25 protein-coding genes are annotated in these 25839 nt (G+C 66.0%); 6 read left to right on the top strand and 19 right to left on the bottom strand.

Annotated elements, in window-relative coordinates; genetic code table 11:
* Positions 1-47: 47 nt before the first annotated feature.
* Positions 48-821, bottom strand: a complete 774-nt coding sequence (gene gloB, locus ACYVHH_RS10775; protein ID WP_460565142.1) for a hydroxyacylglutathione hydrolase — start codon at positions 819-821, stop codon at positions 48-50.
* Between the two features lie 74 nt (positions 822-895).
* Between gloB and xerD the strand changes: the two genes are divergently transcribed.
* Entirely contained in the window at positions 896-1804 is a 909-nt protein-coding gene (gene xerD / locus ACYVHH_RS10770) for a site-specific tyrosine recombinase XerD (RefSeq protein ID WP_460565141.1), read from the top strand.
* Between the two features lie 10 nt (positions 1805-1814).
* Here the strand turns inward: xerD and ACYVHH_RS10765 are convergent, their stop codons facing one another.
* Positions 1815-2645: a ferritin-like domain-containing protein gene (locus ACYVHH_RS10765; protein WP_460565140.1), complete on the bottom strand. Its 831-nt coding sequence runs from the start codon at positions 2643-2645 to the stop codon at positions 1815-1817.
* A 15-nt stretch (positions 2646-2660) separates the two neighbouring features.
* Here ACYVHH_RS10765 and ACYVHH_RS10760 point away from each other — a divergent pair, with 15 nt between their 5' ends.
* Together ACYVHH_RS10760 and hslO are read left to right on the top strand one after the other, a co-directional pair.
* A complete protein-coding gene (locus tag ACYVHH_RS10760; protein WP_460565139.1) occupies positions 2661-3206 on the top strand; it encodes a gamma carbonic anhydrase family protein in 546 nt (181 codons plus the stop codon).
* Complete coding sequence (gene hslO / locus ACYVHH_RS10755) at positions 3199-4179, top strand: Hsp33 family molecular chaperone HslO (protein WP_460565138.1); 981 nt, start codon at positions 3199-3201, stop codon at positions 4177-4179. Before ACYVHH_RS10760 ends, hslO begins: the two co-directional genes overlap by 8 nt.
* 50 nt (positions 4180-4229) lie before the next feature.
* On the opposite strand, the gene ACYVHH_RS10750 is transcribed toward hslO, so the two are convergent.
* From ACYVHH_RS10750 to ACYVHH_RS10725, 6 genes are all read right to left on the bottom strand, one after another.
* Positions 4230-4508 (bottom strand): hypothetical protein, encoded by a 279-nt coding sequence (locus ACYVHH_RS10750; protein WP_460565137.1) that lies wholly within the window; start codon positions 4506-4508, stop codon positions 4230-4232.
* Between the two features lie 155 nt (positions 4509-4663).
* Positions 4664-4948 (bottom strand): cell division protein FtsB, encoded by a 285-nt coding sequence (ftsB, locus tag ACYVHH_RS10745; RefSeq protein ID WP_460565279.1) that lies wholly within the window; start codon positions 4946-4948, stop codon positions 4664-4666.
* 23 nt (positions 4949-4971) lie between these two features.
* Positions 4972-6255, bottom strand: coding sequence for a phosphopyruvate hydratase (gene eno, locus ACYVHH_RS10740; RefSeq protein ID WP_460565136.1), 1284 nt, complete (start codon positions 6253-6255; stop codon positions 4972-4974).
* Positions 6256-6292: 37 nt separating this feature from the next.
* On the bottom strand, positions 6293-6601 hold the full coding sequence (locus tag ACYVHH_RS10735) for a DUF1330 domain-containing protein (RefSeq protein ID WP_460565135.1): 309 nt from the start codon (positions 6599-6601) through the stop codon (positions 6293-6295).
* Positions 6602-6617: 16 nt separating this feature from the next.
* A complete protein-coding gene (gene kdsA, locus ACYVHH_RS10730; RefSeq protein ID WP_460565134.1) occupies positions 6618-7478 on the bottom strand; it encodes a 3-deoxy-8-phosphooctulonate synthase in 861 nt (286 codons plus the stop codon).
* A 4-nt stretch (positions 7479-7482) separates the two neighbouring features.
* Positions 7483-9135 (bottom strand): CTP synthase, encoded by a 1653-nt coding sequence (locus ACYVHH_RS10725; protein ID WP_460565133.1) that lies wholly within the window; start codon positions 9133-9135, stop codon positions 7483-7485.
* A 159-nt stretch (positions 9136-9294) separates the two neighbouring features.
* Between ACYVHH_RS10725 and ACYVHH_RS10720 the strand changes: the two genes are divergently transcribed.
* The 3 genes from ACYVHH_RS10720 to ACYVHH_RS10710 all read left to right on the top strand — a co-directional run bounded on the left by ACYVHH_RS10720 (position 9295) and on the right by ACYVHH_RS10710 (position 13472).
* Positions 9295-11064: a monovalent cation:proton antiporter-2 (CPA2) family protein gene (locus ACYVHH_RS10720; protein WP_460565132.1), complete on the top strand. Its 1770-nt coding sequence runs from the start codon at positions 9295-9297 to the stop codon at positions 11062-11064.
* A gap of 40 nt (positions 11065-11104) precedes the next feature.
* Entirely contained in the window at positions 11105-12319 is a 1215-nt protein-coding gene (coaBC, locus tag ACYVHH_RS10715; protein WP_460565131.1) for a bifunctional phosphopantothenoylcysteine decarboxylase/phosphopantothenate--cysteine ligase CoaBC, read from the top strand.
* Positions 12320-12440: 121 nt separating this feature from the next.
* Entirely contained in the window at positions 12441-13472 is a 1032-nt protein-coding gene (locus ACYVHH_RS10710; RefSeq protein ID WP_460565130.1) for an MBL fold metallo-hydrolase, read from the top strand.
* A gap of 4 nt (positions 13473-13476) precedes the next feature.
* Here the strand turns inward: ACYVHH_RS10710 and ACYVHH_RS10705 are convergent, their stop codons facing one another.
* From ACYVHH_RS10705 to ACYVHH_RS10655, 11 genes are all read right to left on the bottom strand, one after another.
* Entirely contained in the window at positions 13477-14016 is a 540-nt protein-coding gene (locus ACYVHH_RS10705) for a MarR family winged helix-turn-helix transcriptional regulator (RefSeq protein ID WP_460565129.1), read from the bottom strand.
* Positions 14017-14103: 87 nt separating this feature from the next.
* Positions 14104-15798, bottom strand: a complete 1695-nt coding sequence (locus ACYVHH_RS10700; RefSeq protein WP_460565128.1) for an acyl-CoA dehydrogenase family protein — start codon at positions 15796-15798, stop codon at positions 14104-14106.
* Positions 15799-15809: 11 nt separating this feature from the next.
* Positions 15810-16544 carry an ABC transporter ATP-binding protein gene (locus tag ACYVHH_RS10695; protein ID WP_460565127.1) on the bottom strand — a complete coding sequence of 245 codons (735 nt, stop codon included), beginning with the start codon at positions 16542-16544 and terminating at the stop codon, positions 15810-15812.
* Positions 16545-16557: 13 nt separating this feature from the next.
* Positions 16558-18330 (bottom strand): branched-chain amino acid ABC transporter ATP-binding protein/permease, encoded by a 1773-nt coding sequence (locus tag ACYVHH_RS10690; protein ID WP_460565126.1) that lies wholly within the window; start codon positions 18328-18330, stop codon positions 16558-16560.
* Between the two features lie 83 nt (positions 18331-18413).
* The gene (locus ACYVHH_RS10685; protein ID WP_460565125.1) at positions 18414-19454 is read right to left on the bottom strand and encodes a branched-chain amino acid ABC transporter permease; all 1041 of its coding nucleotides are present in this window, start codon (positions 19452-19454) and stop codon (positions 18414-18416) included.
* A 102-nt stretch (positions 19455-19556) separates the two neighbouring features.
* Positions 19557-20693: an ABC transporter substrate-binding protein gene (locus ACYVHH_RS10680; RefSeq protein ID WP_460565124.1), complete on the bottom strand. Its 1137-nt coding sequence runs from the start codon at positions 20691-20693 to the stop codon at positions 19557-19559.
* A gap of 50 nt (positions 20694-20743) precedes the next feature.
* Complete coding sequence (locus ACYVHH_RS10675; protein ID WP_460565123.1) at positions 20744-21427, bottom strand: flavin reductase family protein; 684 nt, start codon at positions 21425-21427, stop codon at positions 20744-20746.
* 30 nt (positions 21428-21457) lie between these two features.
* Positions 21458-21877, bottom strand: coding sequence for an acyl-CoA thioesterase (locus ACYVHH_RS10670; protein WP_460565122.1), 420 nt, complete (start codon positions 21875-21877; stop codon positions 21458-21460).
* Positions 21878-21889: 12 nt separating this feature from the next.
* A complete protein-coding gene (locus ACYVHH_RS10665) occupies positions 21890-22675 on the bottom strand; it encodes an SDR family NAD(P)-dependent oxidoreductase (RefSeq protein WP_460565121.1) in 786 nt (261 codons plus the stop codon).
* Between the two features lie 12 nt (positions 22676-22687).
* On the bottom strand, positions 22688-23932 hold the full coding sequence (locus tag ACYVHH_RS10660; protein ID WP_460565120.1) for a thiolase family protein: 1245 nt from the start codon (positions 23930-23932) through the stop codon (positions 22688-22690).
* A 15-nt stretch (positions 23933-23947) separates the two neighbouring features.
* Positions 23948-25819: a feruloyl-CoA synthase gene (locus ACYVHH_RS10655; RefSeq protein ID WP_460565119.1), complete on the bottom strand. Its 1872-nt coding sequence runs from the start codon at positions 25817-25819 to the stop codon at positions 23948-23950.
* Positions 25820-25839: the final 20 nt, after the last annotated feature.

Below are 25839 nucleotides of genomic sequence, written 5' to 3'. Positions count from 1 at the left end.
TACGTATCGGGGCCTGTTACACACGGCAGGCCTTGGGGTGGCACGGTTCACCGGAAACGGTTCTTCCATTCCCGCAGCGCCGCGAATATGGCCACGTCGCCCACGGCTTCGGGTGACTGCGCCTTGGCCGAGGCCGCCACTTCAGGTTGTCGGCTGCGCAGGAAGGGGTTGATGCGCAGCTCCTGCCCAAGGTTGCCGGGCAGGGTGGGCAGACCCTGTGAACGCAGTTGTTCGCAGTGGCTGTTGTAGTTCGCCAGATCCACATTGCCCGGCTCCACCGCCAGCGCAAAGCGCAGGTTGCTCAATGTGTATTCGTGGGTGCAACAGACACGGGTGCTGGCGGGCAACGCTGCAAGCTTGTCAAGGGAAGCGAGCATTTGCGCCGGTGTGCCCTCGAACAGGCGGCCGCATCCCCCGGAAAACAGCGTGTCACCGCAGAAGAGCAGCGGGCCGCCGCCGGCATCAGGTGCGAAATATGCAATATGGCCAGCGGTGTGACCGGGCACTTCAAGGATCTGGAATGTCAGGCCAAGCAGTTCCACCTGGTCGCTTTCCCCAAGACGTTCCACGGGTTCAGGCAGCGCTTCGAACGCGGGGCCGAACACCCGGGCACCCGTGGTGGTGCGCAAATCGTCAACGCCGCCGGTGTGGTCGGCATGGTGGTGGGTGAGCAGGATGCCGCGCAGCGTCAGGCCGTGCTCGCGCAGGTGGGTTTGCACCGGCGCCGCGTCACCGGGGTCAACGACCCAGGCGTCACGGCCGTTGTGCAGCAGCCAGATGTAGTTGTCGGCAAAGGCAGGAATGGGGAACAGTGTGAGCATGGTGAGCATCCGTTGTCATTCCGGATTCTGCCTGCGAACGGTGCCGGACCATAATCCCCGCAGGAGAGCATGGGATGCCCTTGGAACGATTCATAGATGCGCTGTGGCTGGAGGATGGCCTGGCAGGCAACACCCTGGAGGCCTACCGGCGTGACCTGTCGCAGTTTGCCGCGTGGCTGGCCGACACGGGCCCGCAAGGTGCCCGGGCCGGACAGCAGGCCTTGCCGCTGACAGGTGCCTGCGAGGCAGACTTGCAGGCCTACATGGCCGTCAAACTGCATGAGGGAGGCAAGGCCACCAGTGCCAACCGCCGATTGACGGTGCTGCGGCGCTTTTACCGCTGGGCGCTGCGGGAAGGGCTGGTGCAGACTGACCCGACGTTGAAGCTGCTGGCGGCCAAGCAGCTGGCCCGTGTGCCCAAGACGCTGACCGAGGCGCAGGTGGAGGCACTGCTGAGGGCGCCCGACACCGGCCAGCCCCTGGGCCTGCGCGACCGTGCCATGCTGGAACTGATGTACGCCAGCGGGCTGCGCGTGAGCGAACTGGTGGGCTTGCGCACCTTTGAATTGAGCCTTGCCGACCAGGTGCTGCGCGTCACGGGCAAGGGCAACAAGGAGCGGCTGGTGCCCTTCGGCGACGAGGCGTTGCGCTGGCTGCGGAGTTACCTGGCCGAAGCGCGGCCGGGCATTCTGGCCGGGCAGATGAGCGAGGACCTGTTTGTGACCGCGCGTGGCGCCGGAATGACGCGCGTGATGTTCTGGGTACTGGTGAAGAAGTACGCACAGCAGGCCGGAATCACCACGCACCTGTCGCCGCACACGCTGCGCCATGCCTTTGCCACCCATCTGCTCAACCACGGTGCTGACTTGCGTGCCGTGCAGCTGTTGCTGGGGCACGCCGACATCTCAACCACCACCATCTACACCCACGTGGCCCGGGAGCGGCTCAAGCAGCTGCATGCCAGACACCACCCGCGCGGGTGAGGCTGGCCGCTCACACCACCTGCTGCAGGTAGTCCAGTTCGGCCTGGCTGAAGCCCGCCTGCTGCCGAGCGGCTGTGTTGAACGGGGGCTTCAGGCGTGGCGCGCTGTAATGCCGCGCCAGCACACGGTAGTGGCTCACAGGGTCCAGCCCCTGGCGTTCGCACAGCCAGCGGTACCAGTGGTTGCCGATGGCCACGTGGCCTACCTCGTCGCGCAGGATGATGTCCAGGATGGCCACGGTCTCCAGTGCCTGCGGGGTGCCCACCTTACGCAGTTTGGCCTGGATCAGTGGCGTGGCGTCCAGGCCCCGTGCCTCCAGTGTGCGTGGAACAAGCGCCATGCGCGCGGTGATGTCGCCAGCGGTTTTTTCGCACATGGCCCACAGGCCGTCGTGGGCTTCGAAATCGCCGTAATCCCAGCGCTGGCCAGGGGTGACGTGGGGCAGGGCGCGCAGGTGCCCGCGCAGCAGGCCGAAGTGGTAGGCCTCTTCGGCTGCCACGCGCAGCCAGTCCAGGTAGAACTCATGCGGCATGCCCGCGAAGCGCGACACGGCGTCCAACGCCAGATTGATGGCGTTGAATTCGATGTGGCAGATGGCATGGATGAGCGCAGCCCCGCCTTCCGGGGTGAATGGGGAGCGCTGCGGCACGTTGCCGGGGTGAATGAGGCGGGGCGCAGCGGGGCGGCCCGGCAGCGGAACATCTGCCAGGAGGTGGGCGTTGGTGTCCAGCGGGATGCGTCTGGCCTGGTGCCAGAGCTGGGTCGCCAGGCGGCATTTTTCGTCGATATCGGCGCAGCACAGGGCATCCAGGGCCTGCGCGCGCAGTTCTGGAGCGTGCATCCTACAATTCTACGGATGAGCACATACCAACTTGACGATCTGGTGCCGCAGGTGCACCCGAGCGCCTTTGTGGCCGACAGCGCCCAGGTGATTGGCCGCGTGACCCTGGGCGAGGACAGCAGCGTGTGGTTCGGTACCGTCATCCGTGGTGACACCGACAACATCACCGTGGGCAAGGGCAGCAACATCCAGGATGCCAGCGTGTTGCACGCTGACGCCGGGTTCCCCTTGACCATCGGGGAAAACGTCACCGTGGGTCACCAGGTGATGCTGCACGGTTGCACCATAGGTGATGAGTCGCTCATCGGTATCGGGGCGGTCGTGCTCAATGGCGCGAGAATTGGCAAGCATTGCCTGGTGGGCGCGGGTTCGCTGGTCACCGAGGGCAAGGAGTTTCCCGATGGCTCCATGATCTTGGGCAGCCCCGCCAAGGTGGTGCGTCAACTCACACCCGAACAGATCGAAGGTCTGCGCCGCAGCGCGCGCCACTATGTAGAGAATGCCCGCCGGTACCAGGCTGGCCTGAAACCATTGAACGGAAAGGCTCAGGCCAGTGTCTGAACTGCACAAGTTTTTGTTCGAGGGCATGCCGGTTCGCGGCATGCTGGTGAGGTTGACCGACGGCTGGCAGGAAATCCTGCACCGCCACGCGCAATCGGGGGCCTACCCGCAGGCGGTGTGCGAGCTTCTGGGCGAGATGTCTGCCGCTGCGGTGCTGATGCAGGGGAACATCAAGTTCAACGGTTCCCTGGTGTTGCAGATTTTCGGCGACGGGCCGGTGAAGCTGGCGGTGGCCGAGGTGCAGCCGGACTTCGGCTTCCGGGCCACGGCCAAGGTCACGGGCGAGGTGGCGCAGGGTGTGCCGCTGAGCCACATGGTGAACGTCAACGGGCAGGGGCGGTGCGCCATCACCCTGGACCCGAAGGACCGCATGCCGGGCCAGCAGCCTTACCAGGGTGTGGTGCCCCTCAGCGGTGCCCGCCATGAAAAGCTGGAGCGCATGAGCGACGTGCTGGAGCACTACATGCTGCAGAGCGAACAGCTCGACACCAAGCTGGTGCTGGCGGCCAACGAACACATGGCTGCCGGGCTGCTCATCCAGAGGATTCCGGCCACGGGCGAAGCCAACCTGTCTGGCACGGCCGCCACCCGGGCCGAAGAAGACCAGTTGGGTCACAACGAGGACTTCAACCGCATTGCCATGCTGGCGGCCAGCCTCAAGCGTGAAGAGCTGCTGGAGCTGGATGCCGACACCATCCTGCACCGCCTGTTCTGGCAGGAAAAGCTGATGCGCTTCGTGCCCGGTGAGGGCGCGCCCGCGCCGCGCTTTTCCTGCACCTGCTCGCGCGAGCGGGTGGCAGGCATGTTGCAGGGGCTGGGCGTGGAAGAGGTGGAGTCCGTGCTGGCCGAGCGGGGCGAGTTGGAGGTTGGCTGCGATTTCTGCGGCATGAAGTACCGCTTCGATGCCGTGGATGCCGCCCGGTTGTTCCTCTCGCGGCAGCAGCAGCCGCCTGGTTCGAACCAGATGCAGTGACGGCCGTCCTGCCGGAGCCGGCCCTGTGTGGGCCCGGCTCGGGTTGATGTTCAGGTGCGTTGCTTCAGCAGGTCCTGGAACAGCCGGTGCTCGCAGTCCGGGTCGCTGCATTTCTCGCATGCCCAGGGTGCCATGGTGCGCCTGGGCGGTGCGGGGAGCAGCCCCAGTGCCTGAGCGGCGTGGGTGACCAAACTTTCTTCAGTACCGTAAATGACCTGATGTGGCACCTGGGACTTCCAGAGTACTGCTCGCCACGCATCGTCCGCCTGGGCGTCAGCGGGGGCGGGCGTGTCATGCGCGAGCAGCAATATCCGCGTGTCCGTTGGCAAGTCTTGCGCCTGACCTGACCTGAAGGCTCCGAAGTCGCCTGGTGAGGTGAAAACCTTGCATTGAAGGCCGGGTTGAAGATCTGTGAGAGCCTGGGCAACAGCATGGGGCTGGGTGCCCGGGGCGCCCACCAGGCAAACCAACCCATTGGAAACCGTCATGGCTTGGGCTTGGCCACCTGAACGAATATCTCGTTGGGTTTGACCATGCCCAGTTCGTGCCGGGCCATTTCCTCGACCATGTCCAGGCCTTCGCGCAGGTCACGCACCTCACTGGCCAGCTGCTCGTTGCGCTGGCGCGCCTCGGCGTTGGCCTTTTCCTGCTCGGCCAGATCCTGGCGCAGGGCGTTCACCTGGGGAACGCTGCCGCGTCCCCACCAGAGCTGGACGTGAAGGCTGCCCAGCAGCACCAGCAATAAGGCCGCGACGAAGCGGGCGCCCATGGTCATGCGGCCTTGCTGGTGTTTCAGCGGAGGTTGTAGAACGCGTCGCGGCCGGGGTAGCTGGCCACGTCACCCAGGTCCTCTTCAATGCGCAGGAGCTGGTTGTACTTGGCCATGCGGTCGGAACGGCTCATGGAGCCGGTCTTGATTTGCAGGGCATTCAGGCCCACGGCGATGTCGGCGATGGTGGAGTCTTCGGTTTCGCCAGAGCGGTGGCTGATGACGGCGGTGTAGCCTGCGCGCTTGGCCATCTCGATGGCGGCGAAGGTCTCGGTCAGGGTGCCGATCTGGTTGATCTTGATGAGGATGGAGTTGGCAATGCCCTTGCTGATGCCTTCCTTCAGGATCTTGGTGTTGGTGACGAACAGGTCGTCGCCCACCAGCTGAACCTTGTTGCCCAGGCGCTCGGTCAGGTGTTTCCAGCCCGCCCAGTCACCTTCGTGCATGCCGTCTTCGATGGAGATGATGGGGTACTTGTCGCACCAGGTGGCCAGGATGTTGGTCCACTCTTCGGCGGACAGCACCAGGCCTTCGCCTTCCAGGTGGTACTTGCCGTCCTTGTAGAACTCGCTGGCGGCGCAGTCCAAGCCCAGGGCGATCTGTTCACCGGCGGTGTAGCCAGCCTTGTCGATGGCTTCCAGAATCAGCTGAATGGCGGCCTCGTGGTTGGCCACGGAGGGGGCGAAGCCGCCCTCGTCGCCCACGGCGGTGCTCATGCCCTTGTCGTGGATGATCTTCTTGAGCGCGTGGAACACTTCGGCACCCCAGCGCAGGGCTTCGCGGAAGCTGGGCGCGCCTACCGGCAGGATCATGAATTCCTGCAGGTCGAGGTTGTTGTTGGCGTGCGCGCCGCCGTTGATGACGTTCATCATCGGCACGGGCATCTGCATGCTGGTGCTGCCGCCGAAGTAGCGGTACAGCGGCAGGCCGGCTTCCTCGGCGGCGGCACGGGCCACGGCCATGGAGACGGCCAGCATGGCGTTGGCGCCCAGGCGGCTCTTGTTCTCGGTGCCGTCCAGGTCGATCAGGGTCTTGTCCAGGAAGGCTTGCTCGGAGGCGTCCAGGCCAAGCACGGCTTCGCTGATTTCGGTGTTGATGTGTTCAACGGCCTTGAGCACGCCTTTGCCCAGGTAGCGGCTCTTGTCGCCGTCGCGCAGTTCGATGGCCTCGCGGCTGCCGGTGGAGGCGCCGGACGGCACGGCGGCACGGCCCATCACGCCGCTTTCCAGCAGAACGTCGCACTCGACGGTGGGGTTGCCTCGGCTGTCCAGCACTTCGCGGCCGACGATATCAACGATTGCGCTCATGGTTTCCTTTCGGTATGGGTTTGTAGTTGTGTCTGGGTCAGAAAACGGGCTCGGCCACGCCCTCGACCAGGATCATGTTGAAGAACTGGGTGGCGCCGTCCCGCTGGGCTCGCGCCTGGCGGTACATTTCGCCGTCGTAGAAGGCCTTGGCCTGCTCGAAGCTGGGGAAGCGCAGCATGGCGATGCGTGCCGGGCTCCAGTTGCCTTCCATCACCTCGAAACGCCCGCCGCGCACCAGGTATTCACCGCCAGCAGCCTTGACCGCAGCGGGTGCCTGCGCCATGTACTGCTTGTACTGCTCCGGGTTGGAGATCTGCATGTCGACGATGATGTAAGCGCTGGTCATGGGGGGCTTTCCGGTGTCAGAACTCGTTGAAGCGGTTTTCCAGGAAACCGTTGCGCTTGGTCACGCCGTCCAGCGCGACCAGGGTTTCCAGCAGGGACTTCATGTGCTTGAGGGGAACGGCGTTGGGGCCGTCGGACCAGGCTTCGGGCGGGCGGGGGTGGGTTTCCATGAACAGGCCCGCCACGCCTGCGGCCACGCCGGCACGGGCCAGCACGGGCACCATCTCGCGCGCGCCACCGCTGCTGGCACCCAGGCCGCCGGGTTTTTGCACGGAGTGCGTCACGTCGAACACCACCGGTGCGCCGGACTTGCGCATCTCGGCCAGGCTGGTCATGTCGGCCACCAGGTTGTTGTAGCCGAAGCTGACGCCGCGCTCGCAGGCCAGAAAGCGGTCTTCCGACAGACCGGCCTCACGCGCGGCGGCGCGGGCCTTGTCGATGACGTTCTTCATGTCCCAGGGTGCGAGGAACTGCCCCTTCTTGATGTTGACCGGCTTGCCCGACTGCGCCACCGCGCGGATGAAGTCGGTCTGGCGGCACAGGAAGGCGGGAGTCTGCAGCACGTCCACCACACTGGCCACCTCGGCCACCTGCGACTCGTCGTGCACGTCGGTCAAGATCGGGACTTGCAGCTGCTTGCGGACTTCATCCAGGATCTTCAGGCCCGCGTCCAGCCCGACGCCGCGCTGGCTGGAGCCCGACGAGCGGTTGGCCTTGTCGAAGGAGCCCTTGTAGATCAGTGGAATGCCCAGGCCCGAGCAGATTTCCTTGAGCTGGCCGGCCACTTCAAGCGACATCTCCAGCCCCTCGATGGAGCAGGTGCCTGCGATCAGGAAAAACGGCCGGTCCAGGCCTACGTCGAATCCGCAGAGTTGCATGGCTTCAGCCTTTGCGTGCGTGCTGGTCCAGACCCGCCTTCACGAAGGCGTTGAACAGCGGGTGGCCGTCCCAGGGCGTGGACTTGAACTCGGGGTGGAACTGCACACCCATGTACCAGGGGTGCACGTTCTGCGGCAGTTCGACGATCTCGGTCAGCTGTTCGCGCTGGGTGAGCGCGGAGATGACGAGGCCCGCCTTGCGCAGTGCGTCCAGGTACTGTGTGTTGGCTTCGTAGCGGTGGCGGTGGCGCTCGGTGACCACCGGGCCGTAGATGCTGTAGGCCAGGGTGCCTGCAGCCACGTCGGAGCTTTGTGCGCCCAGGCGCATGGTGCCGCCCAGGTCGGAGTTGGCGTCGCGCTTCTGGATGGAGCCGTCGGCATCCTGCCATTCGTCGATGAGGGCGATGACTGGGTGCGGCGTGGCGGGGTCGAATTCGGTGGAGTTGGCGTTGGCCAGGCCTGCCACGTGGCGTGCGAACTCAATGGTGGCAACCTGCATGCCCAGGCAGATGCCTAGGTAGGGTACCTTGTTCTCGCGGGCGTAGCGGGCAGCGGCAATCTTGCCTTCGGTGCCGCGCTTGCCGAAGCCGCCGGGCACCAGGATGGCGTCGAAGCGGCCCAGTTCCCTGGCAACGTTGTCGGGCGTGAGCGTCTCGGAGTCGATGTAGGTGATCTCGGCCTTGACGTGGTTTTTCATGCCCGCGTGGCGCAGCGCTTCGTTGAGCGACTTGTAGCTGTCGGACAGGTCCACGTACTTGCCCACCATGGCGATCTGCACCTTGCCCTGCGGGTGCTCCACCTCGTAGACCAGGTCGTCCCAGCGCTTGAGGTTGGCGGGCGGGGTGTTCAGGCGCAGCTTGTCGCAGATCAGGCCGTCGAGCCCCTGCTCGTGCAGCACGCGCGGCACCTTGTAGATGGTGTCCACGTCGGGCATGGAGATGACACCCCACTGCGCCACGTTGGTGAATAGGCTGATCTTTTCGCGCTCGTCGTCGGGGATGACGCGGTCGGCGCGGCACAGCAGCGCGTCGGGCTGGATACCGATCTCGCGCATCTTCTGCACGGTGTGCTGCGTGGGTTTGGTCTTGAGCTCGCCAGCGGCGGCGATCCAGGGCACGTAGGTGAGGTGCACGAAGGCCGCATTGTTGGGGCCCATGCGCAGGCTGAGCTGACGCACCGCCTCCAGGAAGGGCAGGGACTCGATGTCGCCCACGGTGCCGCCGATCTCGACGATGGCGACATCGACCGCGTCTGGCGTGCCGATGCCCGCGCCGCGCTTGACGAATTCCTGGATCTCATTGGTGACATGGGGAATGACCTGCACGGTCTTGCCCAGGTAGTCGCCACGGCGTTCCTTCTCCAGCACGGACTTGTAGATCTGGCCCGTGGTGAAGTTGTTGGCCTTCTTCATCCGGGTGTTGATGAAGCGCTCGTAGTGGCCCAGGTCGAGGTCGGTCTCCGCGCCGTCGTCGGTGACGAACACTTCCCCGTGCTGGAAGGGGCTCATGGTGCCCGGATCCACGTTGAGGTAGGGGTCGAGCTTGATGAGGGTGACTTTGAGGCCGCGCGATTCGAGCAGCGCAGCCAGCGAGGCGGAGGCGATGCCCTTGCCCAGTGAGGACACCACGCCGCCGGTAACGAACACAAATTTGGTCATGTCGCAGACGAACCTTTGCAGGTCCGCAGGAGAGGAAATGCCGATTATAAAAGCCGTGACCTGATGCCGGGTTACGAAGTGATTTCGACCCTGGTTAGCCGGGGATGGATGGTTGTCGGCCCCGCACTACACTGGGCGTTTTGATCAGCCGAGGTTCCCATGGGCTCTACCGCGTTTCTTGCTCATGCAGCGGTTTACCTGGCCGCAGCAGTGCTGGCCGTGCCCCTGTCCAAGCGGCTGGGGCTGGGTTCGGTGCTGGGCTACCTGATTGCGGGCATCCTGATCGGGCCGCATGTGCTCCGGCTGATCACGGACCCGGAGCAGGTGCTGCACTTCGCCGAATTCGGGGTGGTGCTGCTGCTGTTCCTGGTGGGGCTGGAGCTGGAGCCCGAGAAGGTGTGGAGCCTGCGCAAGCCCTTGTTCGGGCTGGGCGGGCTGCAGGTGACGGGTACCTTGGCCCTGGTCGTGCTGGTGTTGACTCTGGCGGGGCTGCCTTGGCAGACGGCCGCCGTGGCCGGGGCGGGCATCGCCATGTCTTCGACGGCCATCGGGCTGGCGTCCCTGGAGGAGAAGAAGCTTCTGAGCTCTCCAGGCGGACAGGCCTCCTTCGCGGTGCTGCTGTTCCAGGACCTGTCGGTCATTCCGCTGTTCCTTCTGCTGGCGCTGATCGCGCCTGCGGCGTCCAGCAACGGTTTCGATGTCTGGGCCGTGCCCAAGGCGCTAGCAGTGATCGCGGCCATCGTTCTGGTGAGCCGGACGGTGCTCAACCCGGTGATGCGGATCGTGGCCCGCACGGGCATGCGTGAAATCTTCTTCGCCTTTTCGCTGCTGCTGGTCATCGGCGTGGCCATGGCGGTGCAGTCGGTGGGGCTGTCGATGGCGCTGGGAACGTTCCTGGCGGGCGTGCTGCTGGCCGGTTCGGAATACCGCTACGAGCTGCGCCTGGACATCGAGCCGGTGAAAGGGCTGCTGCTGGGGCTGTTCTTCATTGCCGTGGGCATGTCGGTGGACGTGTCGCTGCTGGCACGAGAGCCCGGGACCATCATTGGCCTGGCACTGCTGGTGGTGGCATTCAAGGCGGCCGTCCTGTTCGGCCTGGGCAGAGCCTTTGCCTTGAAGAACCGCGAGGCCCTGCTGCTGGCCTTGGCCTTGTCGCAGGTGGGGGAGTTTGCGTTCGTGATCTTTGGCGCGGCGTTGGGCCAGAACCTGCTGACGCGCCAGACTTATGACCTGCTCAACGCGGTTGTGGCGGTGTCCATGCTTTGCACGCCCCTGCTGCTGTTCCTGCACCAGCGCTTCGTCAAGATGGACTGCGGTGAGCGGCCCCGTGAAACCATCGAAGAGTCGAACGGGGTGATCATCGCCGGGTTTGGCCGCTTCGGACAGGTGGTGGGGCGGGTGCTGGTGGCGCACGGTGTTCCGGCAACGCTCATCGACAACGACCCGGACCAGGTGGAACTGATGCGGGAGTTCGGATGGAAGTGCTACTACGGCGACGCTGCCAGGCTGGACCTGCTGGAAGAGGCTGGCATTGCACAGGCCAGGCTGCTGGTGATCGCGGTGAACGATCCGCAGGCGGCGCTGACCATGGCAGACGTGGTGCAACAGCGCTGGCCGCACGTGCCGGTGGTGGTGAGGGCGCGCAGCCGCACCGATGCCTTCGAGCTGCGGGAGCGTGGCTTGCAACCCATCAGGGAGACGTTCCACTCGTCGCTGGAGGCGGCCCGCCAGTCGCTGCTGGCTTTGGGCGAGACACCCGACAGGGCAGCGACCATTGTGAGGCATTTCGAGACCCATGACATGGCGCTGCTGGACGCGGCGCTGAAGGTCCGGGGGGACCGGGCGGCGCTGCTCGGCATCACCCAGCGCGGCCGCGATGACCTGAAGGCGCTGCTGGCGGTCGAGCGGGGTGAGCCAGGGCCGCCGTGACCGGCCAGGGCGCGCGTGCGCCAGTGGTACATTCCCGCCCATGGAAGACCTTGCCGGAAAACACATCGTCCTGGGCCTCTCTGGGGGCATTGCCTGCTACAAGTCGGCCGAGTTGTGCCGTTTGCTGGTGAAGGCCGGGGCGAGCGTACAGGTGGTGATGACAGAGGCTGCCACGCAGTTCATCACCCCGGTGACGATGCAGGCCCTGAGCAACCGGCCCGTGCTGTTGAGCCAGTGGGACGCCAGCGAGCCCAACAACATGCCGCACATCCGCCTGGGGCGAGAGCCGGACGCGATACTGATTGCCCCGGCCAGCGCCGACCTGATGGCCCAGCTGGCCCAGGGCCGCGCCGCCGACCTGCTGACCCTGACCTGCCTGGCTCGCCCGCTCGACCGCACGCCCCTGCTGCTGGCCCCGGCCATGAACCGCGAGATGTGGGCGCACCCTGCCACCCAGCGCAATGCGGCGCAGTTGCGCGCGGACGGCGCCGTGGTGCTGGCGGTGGGCCAGGGCGACCAGGCCTGCGGCGAGGTGGGCGACGGCCGCATGCTGGAGCCCCAGGAGCTGCTGGACGAACTGATTGCGCATTTCCAGCCCAAGGTGCTGGCCGGGCAGCACGTGCTGGTGACGGCAGGGCCCACCTTTGAGGCGATCGACCCGGTGCGCGGCATTACCAACCACAGCAGCGGCAAGATGGGGTTTGCCGTGGCGCGCGCCGCCCGCGAGGCCGGGGCCGACGTGACGCTGGTGGCCGGCCCCGTGCACCTGCCCACGCCGCGTGGTGTGCGCCGCGTTGATGTGCAGTCGGCTTTGCAGATGCAGGCTGCGGTGCTGGCCGAAGTGGACCGTGCGACGGTGTTCGTGGCCGCCGCTGCCGTGGCGGACTGGCGGCCTGCCAGCGCCGCCGGCCAGAAGATCAAGAAGGACGGCAGCGGCTTGCCGCCTGCTTTGGCGTTTGTGGAAAACCCCGACATTCTGGCGGGCGTGGCCGCCAGCTCGCGTGCACGCGAAGGTGCCCTGTACTGCGTGGGTTTTGCCGCCGAGAGCCACGACCTGCTGGCTCACGCACAGGCCAAGCGCGAACGTAAGGGCGTGCCGCTGCTGGTGGGCAACATCGGCCCGGCCACCTTCGGGCGTGACGACAACGCCTTGCTGCTGGTGGATGCTGAAGGCACGCGGGAACTGCCGCATGGTCCCAAGCTGGTCCTGGCACGCCAGCTCGTGACCGAGATTGCCCGCCGCCTGCGCCTCTGACCGGCGCTTTGCCACGGATTTTTGACATCTGGCGGCATGGGGTCGACAATAAACATCCATAATTGCTTATTGAATGATTTGTTGGCCATAGCCTGACAGACCGGTAAAGGAGACACCACCCATGTTCAACGCACAGCAAGGCGCGACACGCCGTCATTGGCTCAGGCTGGCAGGGGGGCTGGGGCTGGCCGGGGCGGGCTTGATGACCGTGCCCGAGGTGCGTTTGTTCGCTCAGCAGGTGCAGGACTTCATCGAAGGGCCGCCGGTGCCGGATGTGGCGCCGCAGCAGCTGTCGCAGCACGTCTGGATGGTTTATGCCAAGGACGGATTTCCCACGGCGGACAACCAGGGCCTGATGGCCAACGTGCTCTTTGTGGTGACCAGCGCGGGGGTGGTGGTGCTGGACTCCGGCGCCTCGCTGCAGATCGGCCAGATGGCGATCCGCATGATCCGCAAGGTGACCCAGCAGCCGGTGGTGGCGGTGTTCAACAGCCACTACCATGGCGACCACTGGCTGGGCAACCACGCCTTTGTGAAGACCTACGGTCCCAACCTGCCCATCTACGCGCTGCCCCACACCATTGAGCAGATCAAGGGCGTGGAGGGCAACCTGTGGCGCAGCCTGATGGAACGCTGGACCAACCAGGCGACCATGGGTACGCAGGTGGTGCCGCCCAACCAGGCGACGGTGCATGGCAAGACCTACCAGTTTGGCGACGTGACGCTGAAAATGCATCACTACGGCACGGCGCACACCCCGTCGGACCTTTGCGTGGAGGTGGTGCAGGACCGCCTGACCTATGTGGGTGACATTGCCATGGAGAACCGCATCGCCAACATAGATGACGGTTCTTACCGTGGCACGTTCAAGTATTACGAGGCCATCCAGGCCGCAGCGGGCGACCAGCTGTGGGTGCCTGGGCACGGCAATGGCAGCAAGGAACTGCTCAAGACCTACGGCGAGTTCATGGCCGGGATTTACGAGCCCTGCCTGAAGGCCGTGGAGGCCGGGCAGGGCGTGGAGGCCGCCAAGGCAGCCGTGCTGAAGGACCCGCGCGTGGCCAGCCGCGCGGCTGGCATGGCAGGCTTCGAGAGCAACATCGGCAAATACGTGAGCCTGGCTTACCTGGAAGCCGAGAAAGAGGCGTTCTGACCCGTCAGCCCTTGGGGCGGTAGACCTTGCGCAGCAGCCGCAGCAGGGTGGTGCGCTCGCTGTCCGAGAGGTGGGTGATGGCCTCGGTCTCGAGGGAGGCGACGGTGGCCTGAGCGTCGGCTTGCAGTAGCTTGCCCGCTTCGGTCAGGTGCAGGCCCTGCGCCCGCCGGTCCGTGGGGTGTTCGCGTTTTTCCACCCAGCCTTGTTTTTCCATGCCCTTGATCATGCCGACCAGGTTGGGCGGCAGGATGTCGAGCGCGGCGCACAGCTGGCGCGAGGTGATGCCCGGGTTGTGCGCGATGAGCGTGAGCACCGAGAAGTCCACCACCCGCAGCCCGAACGGGGCCATGCGGTCGAGGAAGACAGCAATCACCGACAGCGCCGCACGGCGTGCGTTGTAGCCGACCAGGCTTTCCAGGAAGGATGTGTCCACCTTGTCCACCGCAGTGTCGCTCGGCCGCGCAGGGGCGGGCGACGACGCCGCCTTCTTGCGAGCGGCGGTGGGGCGGCGGAACTGGGTGGTGGCGGTGGTCTGGTCGGCCATCGGTGGCGGGGCGCTTCGGTTGGGTTCAGGGGGTGACATGATACCGGGGGCAGGCCTGCACCGCGCTGACGTTGCCCCGCCGACCCGTCATGCCAAGGCCTGTTCGACCATGCCCTGGCGCATGGCGCGTTCGGGCCAGACCCAGCGGGCAAAGGCGCGTGCGCCCTTCGCCTGATCGTGAGGCAAGGCGCAACGCTCCAGCCGCGCCCAGGCCCAGGCCATCAGCGTGAAGGTGACGACTCGGAGGAAGTCGCCTGCGACGGGGTAGAGCTTGCTCGCCGCATCGGGCCCGGCGGTGCGGATGTTCTCCAGCAGGGCACGCAGTGCTGCCAAGGCTTCGCGAGCGCGGTCGTCGGCCGCGCTGGCTGGCGCCAGATCGGCTTCGATGCGGTCGAGCAGAGTGCACATGCCAGCGCCCTGGTCGGCCAGCACCTTGCGCATGAGCAGGTCGATGGCCTGGATTTCGTTGGTGCCTTCGTAGATCATGGCCACGCGCGAATCGCGCACGATCTGTTCGATGCCCCATTCGCGAACGAAGCCGTGGCCGCCGAAGACCTGCAGGCAGTCGCTGGCACCGTGGAAGGCCTGGTCCGTCCAGCTGGCTTTGAGCACAGGGGTGGCCAGGGCACACCACTGCTGGGCCTGCTGGCGGCGTGCGGCGTCGGGGTGGTGCTTGGCCACGTCCAGCTCAATGGCGGTGGCGTAGGCCAGCACGCGCCCGGCGTCCACCCAGGCGCGTTGCGTGTCCAGCAGCCGCTGCACGGCTGGGTGCTGGATGATGGGGTCGGCGGGCTGAGACGGATCGCGTGAGCCCGGCGCACGCATCTGGCGGCGGTCATGCGCGTAGGCGTTGGCCTTCTGCCAGGCGGCGTCGAGCAGGCCCACGCCCTGCAACGCCACGTGCACGCGGGCGGCGTTCATCATCAGGAACATGGCGTTGAGGCCCTTGCCATGCTCACCCACCAGCCAGCCGGTGGCTTCGTCGAATCGCATCACGCAGGTGGGGCTGCCGTGCAGGCCCATCTTTTCTTCAATGCGTTCGCACTCAACCGCGCTGCGGCTGCCGTCTTCGTAGAACTTGGGCACCAGGAACAGCGACAGGCCCTTGGGGCCGGGCGGGCTGTCGGGCAGGCGGGCCAGCACCAGGTGCACGATGTTGTCGGTGAGGTCGTGCTCGCCACCCGAGATGAAGATCTTGGTGCCGCTCAGGCGGTAGCTGCCGTCGGCCTGGGGCACGGCCTTGGTACGCACCAGGCCCAGGTCGCTGCCTGCATGGGGTTCGGTCAGGCACATGGTGGACAGCCATTCGCCCGTGGCCACCTTCTCCAGGTAGCGGGCCTTGAGCTCGTCGCTGGCGTGGTGCTTGATGCATTCGTAGGCGCCGTGCAGCAGACCGGGGGCCATGGTCCAGCCGTGGTTGGCGGCGCTCAACCACTCGTACAGCACCATTTCCAGCACCGTGGGCAGGCCCTGGCCGCCGTCTTCCGGCGCGGCCGACAGGGCGGGCCAGCCCGCCTGCCAGAAGGCCTGGTAAGCGTCGCGAAAGCCCGGGGGCATGGTCACGCTGCCAGCCTTCCATTGCGCGCCGATTTCGTCGCCGTCGCGATTGAGCGGGGCCACCACTTCGCCCGCGAACTTGCCGGCCTCTTCCAGCACCTGGCGCATCAGGTCGGGGTCGGCGTTTTCGGCCAAGGCGGGCAGTTGAGCCAGTTGCTCATGGGCCTGCAGCACGTCAAAGAGGATGAAGCCGGCGTCACCGGCGCTGGGAAGGTAGGCGTTCATGGGGGCAGGAGTCAGTCTTGTTTTCTGGCGGTACCGAGGTAGGTCTCGATCACGCGTGGGTCGTTGGCCAGTTCGCTGGCCGGGCCCTGTGCGCCGAGTTCGCCCATTTCCAGGACGTAGCCGTGGTCGGCCACCTGCAGCGCCGCGCGGGCGTTCTGCTCCACCAGCACAATGGTCACGCCGGTCTGGCGCAGTGTGTGGATGATGGAGAAGATTTCCTTGACGATCAGCGGGGCCAGGCCCAGGCTGGGTTCGTCGAGCATGAGGAGGTCGGGGCGCGCCATGAGCGCGCGGCCCACCGCCAGCATCTGCCGTTCACCGCCAGAGAGGGTGCCCGCCAGCTGGACGCGGCGCTCCTTCAGGCGCGGGAAAAGGTTGTACACGTCGTCCAGCCGGGCGCGCCACTGGGCGTTGCCCATGCGCATCTGCCGGAAGCCGCCGAGCAGCAGGTTGTCTTCCACCGGCATGGTGCCGAAGAGTTCACGCTTTTCGGGCACCAAGGCAATGCCCGCCATCACACGCTCTTCCAGCGTGAGCGTGCCAATGTCCTGGCCGCCGAATTCGATGGTGCCCTTGCCGGGCAATATGCCCATGAGCGTGTTGAGCAAGGTGGATTTGCCCGCGCCGTTGGGGCCGATCACGGTGATGACGCTGCCTTTGGCGGCGCTCAGGTCGATACCGTGCAGCACCTCGGCCTTGCCGTAACCGGCACGCAGGTTGCGGACCTGGAGCAGGGGAGTGGTCATGTCTTTAGCCTTGTCAATGTTCGGTGCCCAGGTAGGCGGCGCGCACTTTCGGGTCTTGCTGAACGTGTTCGGGGGTGCCCTGTGTGAGCAGGGTGCCGAACTCCATCACCACCAGGTGGTCGCAGATCTGCATGACGAGGTCCATGTCGTGTTCCACGAGCAGGATGCTCATGCCTTCGCCCTTGAGCTGGCGCAGCACGGCGGCCAGGGCCTGCTTTTCCTTGTGGCGCAGGCCGGCGGCGGGTTCGTCCAGCAGCAGCAGGGCCGGGTCGGCGCACAGCGCGCGGGCAATTTCCATCAGGCGCTGCGGGCCCATGGCCAGGTTGCCAGCCTGCTCGTGCAGGTAGTCGCCCATGCCAATGCGCTCCAGCTGGCGTTGCGCTTCCTTGAACAGGCGGCGTTCCTCGTCGCTGTTGGTGCGGAGCATGGCAGACGCCACGCCCTTGCTGCCACGGGTGTGGGCACCCAGGGCCACGTTTTCCAGCACGGTCATATCGGGGATCATCTTGACGTGCTGGAAGGTGCGCGCCATGCCTTTGCGGGAAATTTCGCGCGAGGCCAGGCCGCTGATGCGTTCGCCCCGGTAGGTCACCTCACCACTGGTGAGTGACAACACGCCCGTGACCAGGTTGAAGGTGGTGGACTTGCCCGCACCGTTGGGGCCGATCAGGCCGACGATCTGTCCGGCGTGGATCTGGAAGCTGATGTCGTTGACGGCAACCAGGCCACCGAACTGCTTGCGGATCTTGTTCACGTCCAGTACCAGTTCGCCGTGTGCGGGCTTGCTGCGCTCAGGCAGGGTGGCGGCGTTGGCCCAGTCCACGGCGCGGGGGCGGCGCGGCAGTTTCTTTTCAACCATGGACCACAGGCCGTCGGGCAGGTACTTGAGCACCAGCACCAGCATCACGCCGAAGACGATGACCTCGTAACTGCCGCTGGTGCCGATGAGCTTGGGCAGCAGCACCTGCAGCTGGTCGTCCATGAGCTTGATGAGGCCCGCGCCCATGAAGGCACCCCACACGTGGCCCACGCCGCCCACCACGGCCATGAAGAGGTATTCGATGCCCATCTTCAGGCCGAAGGCCGAGGGGTTGACCGTGCGCTGGAAGTGCGCCAGCAGCCAGCCCGCCACCGACGCAAACAGCGCTGCCAGCACGAAGATGGTGACCTTGTAGCGGAAGGTGCTGATGCCCATGGCCTCGGCCATTTGCGAGCCGCCCTTGAGCGAGCGGATGGCGCGGCCAGCGCGGGAGTCGAGCAGGTGCAGCAGGGCAGCCGCAAAGGCGATCAGCAATGCCCAGGTGAGCACGAAGAAGGCGCGGCCCTGGCCGATGTCGAAGCCGCCGATGCTCAGGCTCTGGATACCCAACAGACCGTCGTACTTGCCCAGAGCATCGAGGTTGCCCATGAGGTAGTACAGCGACAAGCCCCAGGCGATGGTGGCCAGCGGCAGGTAGTGGCCCGACATGCGCAGCGTGATGACGCCCACGATCAGCGCACTGAGCGCCGTGAAGCCCAGGCCGATGAACAGCGTGACCCAGGGGGAGAGGCCGAGGTTGAGCGTCATCCAGGCAGAGGTGTAGGCGCCAATGCCGACGAAGGCCGCCTGCCCGAAAGAGGTGAGCCCGCCCACACCGGTGAGCAGCACCAGGCCCAGCGCCGTCATGGCGTACATGCCGATGTAGTTGAGCTGGGTGATCCAGAAGTCGGGCAGGGGCAGCACCGCGATGAGCGGCACGGCGGCAGCCAGGGCCAGCAGGCCCATGTTCTTGGGGCTGAGTTGCATGTCAGTCTCCGCCGAGCCGTCTCAAGGAGACTGAAGCCCCCTCGGGGGGCAGCGAACAAAGTGAGCGTGGGGGCAGTTTCATTTCAGTGGTCCTCGTCGGAGTGGCCGCTGCTCAGCGAGCGCACCAGCAGCACGGGCAGAATCAGGGTGAACACGATCACTTCCTTGAAGGCACTGGCCCAGAAGGAGCCGAAGGATTCGATCGCGCCGACGAACAGGGCCGCCACCAGGGCGCCGGGGTAGCTGGACAGGCCTGCGGCCACTGCGGCCACGAAGCCCTTGAGGCCGATGAGGAAGCCCGAGTCGTAGAACACGGTGGTGGTGGGGCCGATGAGCAGGCCCGACAGCGCACCGATGAAGGCCGCCATAGTGAAGGTGAGCTGCCCCGAGGCGTGGGTGGAGATGCCCATGAGCCGCGCGCCGGTGCGGTTCACGGCAGTGGCGCGCAAGGCCTTGCCGCGAAGGGACTTTTCAAAGTACAGCCACAACAGCACGATGAGTGCCACGGTTGCCAGGCCGATGATGATGGTCTGCCCCGACAGCATGACGGGCCCGACGTTCAGGCGTAGATCCCAGAAAGCTGGGTTGCGGAAGCCTTCGGCGCCGAAGAACAGCAGGCCCAGGCCGGTCATGGCGAAGTGCACGCCCACCGACACAATGAGCAGCACCAGCGGCGTGGCGCTTTCCAGCGACTGGTAGGCCACGCGGTACACCAGCGGGCCGTAGACGGTGACGATGACAACGCTGAGCGCCGCCTGCACCAGCAGCGGGAACTGCTGCGGCGCGGCCCAGATGGCCACCAGGCTGACCACGACTGGCATGGCCAGGGTCTTGAGCGCGGCTTTGACGGCGATGGTGGCGCTGCGGTGGTGCCGCCAGCGCGTGGTCAGTTCCATGACGGCGGCCACGCTGGCCAGCAGGAGCAGCAGCCACACTGTGCCTGGCACCTTGCCAGCCTGGAACAGGGCAAGTGTGAGCGCGCCATAGGCAACGAACTCACCTTGCGGAATGAAGATGATGCGCGTGACGGTGAAGACGAGCACCGTCGCGAGGCCCAGCAGGGCGTACACGGCACCGTTGGTCAGGCCGTCCAGCAAGAGAATGCTGGCGATCGTGGAGTCCATGGGGTGGCCTTGGGTCTTTTCAGGACAAAAGAAAGCCGCGCCGTTCACACCTGGCCGCCAGGGCACAGGCGAGCCCGGCGCGGCCGGGCTGGATGCGGTGGATTACTGTTCGACCTTGAACTTGCCGTCCACGACCTTGAGCATCACGCCCGTTTCCATGGTGTAGCCCCAGTGGTCGGTGGGCTTCCAGTTCATCACGCCGTGCGAGAACACCGTGCGGCCCATGGTTTCCATGCTGTCGCGCAGCGCGGCGCGGAACTCGGGCGTGCCGGGCTTGGCCTTCTTCAGTGCCATGGGCACCACTTTTTCCAGCACCACTTGCGCGTCGTAGGCGTGGCCTGCGAACTGGTTGCGCGAGTTGGGGCCGTAGGCCTTCTCGTATTTCTGCACGAAGTCCACGGCCACCGGCTTGGAGGGGTGCTTGTCTGGGAGCTGCTCGGCGATCACGGCCGGGCCGGACACCACGAAGGCGCCTTCCACGGCCTTGCCACCCACGCGCATCAGGTCCTGGGTGGCGGCGGCGTGCGTCTGGTAGATCTTGCCTTTGTAACCACGGTCCACCATGGCCATGTGGGGCATGGCGGCGCCGCTGCCCGAAGCCACGATCAGCACCGCGTCGGGGTTGGCCGAGCTGAGCTTGAGGGCCTGCGGGGTGACGCTGGTGTCGGTGCGGGCAAAGCGCTCGGTGGCCACCAGCTTGATGCCAGCGTTGTCCAGCAGCGGCTGGATTTCCCTGAGCCACTGCTCGCCGTAGGCGTCGGTGTAACCCAGGAAGCCCAGCGTCTTCACGCCCTGCTTGACCATGTGTTCCACCACGGCAAAGCCCATCACGGTGTTGGATTGCGGCAGGCGGAACAGCCACTTGTCTTTGCCGGGGGGCACGCCCACGGGCGAGCCAGCCAGCTGCACGGTGCCCGCCTCAGAGGCGATGTCGGTCATGGCGGCGGCCACGGCGGTGATGCACGAACCGATGATCAGGTCCACCTTGTCTTCGGTGACGAAGCGGCGCGCGTTGGCGGCACCCTTGCCGGGGTCGGTGGCGTCGTCAAGGATGATGAGCTGGACCTTTTCGCCGCCGATGGTCTGCGGGAACAGCTTGAACTGGTTCTGCATGGGAATGCCCAGGCCGGAGCCGGGGCCGGTGAGCGCCAGGCTCACGCCGATCTTGATGTCTGCCTGTGCGGCTGTGGCGGTGAGGGCCGTCAGGGCAACGGCCAGCAGGGTTTTCTTCAGTTTCATGGTGTCTCCTTGGTGGGTGGTGAAGAAAAAATGGAATGGGGTGGGCGTTGTCACGCCTCTGGGTATGTCTTGCTGGCCTTGTCGGGCGAGCCTTCCAGCCCGGCCAGAAGGGCCTGGCTGTTGCCGGGAATCACCATCTGGAACTTGTTGTCCACGTAGGTGTAGTCGTAGTAGCCCATGCGCGCCAGGGGCCTGATCTTGAGGACGTCCACGAGCCCGTCGGGGCCGATGACTTCGTCGTCGATGTGGATGGCCACCACGCGGCCGAACACCACGTCGGCAGTGCCCATGGTGTGCGAGCCCGGGAAGCGCAGCGTGTTGAGGTAGACGCACTCGAACTGGATGGGCGAGCCCTTGACGCGCATGGGCCTGACCAGGCGGCTGGGCAGTTTTTCAAGGCCGGCGCGTTCAAACTCGTCGATGCCCGGAGGCACTTCCTCGGCCGAGATGTTGACCGCCTCGCGCAGGTCGTAGGTCGCCATGTTCCACACGAATTCGCCCGTCTGTTCGGCGTTCTGCACCGAGTCCTTGCGCTGACCACGGGTGGTCTGGTTGGCGCTGAACATGACGATGGGCGGGTCGAAGGTGACGTTCTGGAACTGGCTGTAGGGCGCCAGGTTGTGGCAACCCTGCGCGTCAACGGTCGAAATCCAGCCGATGGGCCGAGGTACGACGCACGATTTGAAGGGGTCGTGCGGCAGGCCGTGAGGCGTGACACCGGGCTCGTAATACATCCGTCGTCTCCTGTGTGGGCGGTTCGCAGCTCAGGTGCACAAGGCCTTGATGTCCTCGGGCACGGGAATGGCCTTGATGCGGTCTGGGTTCTCGGGCGGATGCACGACGAAGGCGCGCGTCTCGGTGCCTTCGCACAGCACTTCATCACCACGCTTGACGACGTGCTTGTGGATGAATACCTTGTCGCGCCATTCGATGACGCTGGTGTGCACCTGCAACCGTTCGCCGTAGGTGGCCGGGCGCATGAACTTGGTGTGGATCTCCAGCAGGGGCGTGCCGACGATGCCGCGCGTCTTGACCAGCTCACGCCAGGGCGGCACGCCGCACTTGACGAAGAAGTTCAGCGACGAGGCGTCCATCCACTTCGAGAAATTGGGGAAGAAAACGATGCCGGCCGGGTCACAGTCGCCGAACATCACTTCCACTTCGTACACAACGGTCTTGCTCATGTGCTCGTTCTTTCAGCGGGGGGCCATGCGCAGTGCGCCGTCCAGGCGAATCACTTCGCCGTTGAGGTGACCGTTGCTGACGATGTGGCAGGCCAGTTCGGCGAACTCTTCGGGTTTGCCCAGGCGCTTGGGGAAGGGGATGCTGGCCGCCAGCGATTCCTGCACTGCCTCGGGCAGTTCCTTCATCAACGGGGTGGCGAACAGGCCCGGGGCCACGGTGCAAACACGGATGCCGTGCTGCGCCAGGTCGCGCGCCATGGGCAGGGTCATGCCCACCACGCCACCCTTGGAGGCGCTGTAGGCCTGCTGGCCCACCTGGCCGTCGAACGCCGCCACCGAGGCGGTGAACACCATGGCGCCACGTTCGCCGTCGGCCATGGGCTCGGCCTTGGCACAGGCTGCTGCAAACAGGCGTGCCACGTTGTAGGTGCCGATAAGGTTGACATTCACCACACGCGCGAAGTCTTCCAGCGGGGCGGGGCTGCCGTCCTTGCCAATGACTCGCTTGGCGCTGCCGATGCCCGCGATCTGCATGAGGATGCGCGCCGTGCCATGTGTGGCCGCGGCGGTGCTGATGGCAGCCTGCACGCTGTCGCCGTTGGTCACGTCGCATTGCAGGGCGATGGCCGTGCCTGCGCCGTGGGCGGTGTTGATGTCGCCAGCCACGCGCTCGGCGTTGGCCAGGTTGATGTCGAGCACGGCGACCTTGGCGCCCTGGCGAGCCAGTTCACGTGCCGTGGCTTCGCCCAGGCCGGAGCCGCCGCCAGTGACCAGTGCTGCCTGTCCTTGGATGTTCATGGTGTTCTGTGTTTAAAGAGGGTTCTCGATCAGCAGTGCAATGCCTTGGCCGCCGCCCACGCACGCGCTGGAGATGCCCCAGCGTTGCTGGCTGCGGCGCAGTTCGCGCGCCAGGGTGATGGTCAGGCGCACGCCGGTGCAGGCCAGCGGGTGGCCCAGGGCAATGGCGCCGCCGTTGACGTTCAGACGGGCCAGGTCCATGCCCAGTTCGCGCGCCACGGCCAGGGTCTGTGCGCCCTGGGCCTCGTTCACCTCGAAGCGGGCAATGTCGTCCAGCTTCAGGCCGGTGCGTTCCAGCAGCAGGCGGATGGCAGGTGCCGGGCCGATGCCCATGATCTCGGGCGGCACGCCCACGGCAGCGGCAGCCACCACACGGCCCAGCGGCTTTTTCCCGTGCGCCTTGGCATAGGCGCCAGACGCCACCACGGCTGCTGCGGCGGCGTCCACCAGCGCGGAACTGTTGCCGCCGGTCTGCACACCGCCTTCAAACACCGGCTTGAGCTTGGCCAGCACCTCCACCGGCGACAGGCGCGGGTGCGTGTCGGTGCTCACCTCGGTCAGCTTGCCCTGCAGCTTGATGCCGCGCGGCTTGTAGCCTTCCAGTTCAAACTTCTCGCTCACCACGGGCACGATCTCGCCCGCCAGAAAGCCGCTTTCCTGCGCGGCCACGGCCTTGGCGAAGGAGGCGCTGGCGAATTCGTCCACTGCCTCGCGGGTGATGCCGTATTTCTTTGCCAGGTTCTCGGCGGTCTGGATCATGTTGATGCCAGCTGCCGGGTCCTTCAGCGCTTCCCACATGTAGTCCTTGAAGCCCACGGGCGCGCCCAGCTTGAAGCCGGTGCGGTGGTCGAAGGCAGCGATGGGGTTGCGCGTCATGCTCTCGGTGCCCACCACCAGCGCGGCGTCGCAGGCACCGCCCTGGATGTGTTCACCCGCCTGGCGGAACAGCTCGAAGCCCGTGCCGCAGATGCGCTGCGCCATGATGGCGGGTACTTCCACCGGCACCCCGGCGTACAGGCCAATATGGCGCGGCAGGAAGAACTGGTCGAAGTCGCCAGGGGCCATGTTGCCTGTGACCACCGAGCCGATGTGGTCGCCGGGCACACCCGCGCGTTCGAGCACCGCGCGTGCGGCCTTGATGCCCAGGTCGGTGGGAGAAATATGCCCGAGCGCGCCGCAGTAGTCCACGAGGGGCGTGCGCACCCCGTCGAGCATCCACACGTCGTCGAACGCGCTGAAGAAACCTTTGTTGGCCATGGGGGTGCTCCGCTTTCAGTGCGCCTGGGGCTTGAGGATGTGGTGCAGGCGGTCCTCGTGCAGGGCGGCCACGGTGTCGGCACGGTGCGTGAGCACGGCGCGCTGGTTGATGGAGCCCTTGTCGGTGATCTCGCCACGGTCGATGGTGGGTGCGTCAGCCAGCAGGCACAGGCGGGCGATGCGGTTGGCGCTGCCGGTGGCGGTCTTGGCCAGTTCGTTCACCACGGTCTGGAAGTGGGCCAGCACCGGGGCGCTCTCCAGCACGTCGTGCAGCGACGCGTCGGCAGGCAGGCCCGCCAGTTCGCGCACCTTGGGCGTGGGGAACACCATGGCTCCGACTTCTTTCAGGTTCAGGCCGGTCAGCACCACGTCCTGGATGTACGGGGCACCCGCCGCGATGATCTTGGCGCGCAGCGGGCCCACGCTCACGAAGGTGCCGGTGGCGAGCTTGAAGTCTTCCGCGATGCGGCCGTCGAACTTCAGGCCCAGGTGAATGTCGGTCTCGTCGATCCACTTGACCGCGTCACCCGTCTTGAAGAAGCCTTCTTCGTCAAAGGCGTCGGCGGTGTCCTGCGGGGCACGCCAGTAGCCGGGGGTGATGTTGGGGCCCTTGTAGCGAACCTCGGTCTTGCCGTCCATGTCCACCAGCTTGAGCTCCAGGCCGGGGGTGGGCAGGCCCAGGTCGCCCGCCTTCACGTAGGGGTTGGTCACGAAGATGCCGAATGGGCCCGATTCGGTCATGCCCAGGCCCGTGCCCATGACGATGCGCTGGCCGATCTCGCGCTCCTCGCTCTCGTACAGGCTGTCCCACACGGGCTGGGCCAGTGCGGCACCGGCATAGAAGAACATCTTCACGCGCGACAGCAGCGTCTTGCGCAGCAGGTCGTCGGTCTTCATGGCGTTGGCAATGGCCTCGAAGCCCGTGGGCACGTTGAAGTACACGGTGGGCGCAATCTCGCGCAGGTTGCGCAGGGTTTCGTGCATCAGCGCGGGCGTTGGCTTGCCGTCGTCGATGTACAGCGTGCCGCCGTGGTAGACCACCATGCCGAAGTTGTGGTTGCCGCCGAAGGTGTGGTTCCAGGGCAGCCAGTCCACCAGCACCAGGGGTTGTTCGGCCAGCACAGGCATGGACTGCACCATCTGCTGCTGGTTGGCGCACCACATGCGCTGGGTGTTGATGACGGCCTTGGGCAGCTTGGTGGAGCCGCTGGTGAAGAGGAACTTGGTGATGGTGTCCGGCCCGGTGGCGGCAATGGCCGCGTCCACGGCGGGCGTCTCGGGCGTGGCGATCAGGTCTGCAAAGCTGGTGCTGTCCAGACCGTCCAGTGTGCCTTCGGCCAGCACGATTTCCACGCCTTCACCGGCCACGGCGCGCAAGGCCTTGCCGTAGCGCGCCGCGTCGCTGGCGAACAGCATGCCGGGCGTGGTGGTGCGCACCACGTGCTTGAGCTTGTCGTAGTCGGTGCTGATGAGCGAGTACGCGGGCGAGGTGGGCACGTAAGGCACGCCAGCGACCATGCAGCCCAGGGCGAGCAGGGCGTGCTCCAGGCTGTTTTCCGACAGGATGGCCACCGGGCGGTCGGCGTTGAGGCCACGGTTGATGAGACCCTGGGCGATGCGGCGGGCGGTGGCCCACGCCTCGGCGTAGGTGATGTGGCGCCAGTCGCCCAGCGCGGGCTTGCCGTCGGCGTCTACGGTGGGCTGGCGGCGCGCCATCCAGGTGCGGTCGGGGGCGGTTTCGGCCCAGTGGCGCAGGCGGTCGGTCAGGCGGTCAGGGTAGGGTTGCAGCTCCTGGTCGGCGCGCAGGTAGTGCGTGCCGGTGGGGCCGTCACGCAGAACGGCGGTGGTCACGCCGAAGGTCATCGGGCGGAAGGTGGGGGTGCTCATTGTGTCTCCTGGGGTGTTCT

The sequence above is a fragment of the Hydrogenophaga aquatica genome (assembly GCF_054780915.1).
The sequence above is the reverse complement of the archived record's forward strand: the minus strand, read 5'-3'. Positions and strand labels throughout refer to the sequence as shown.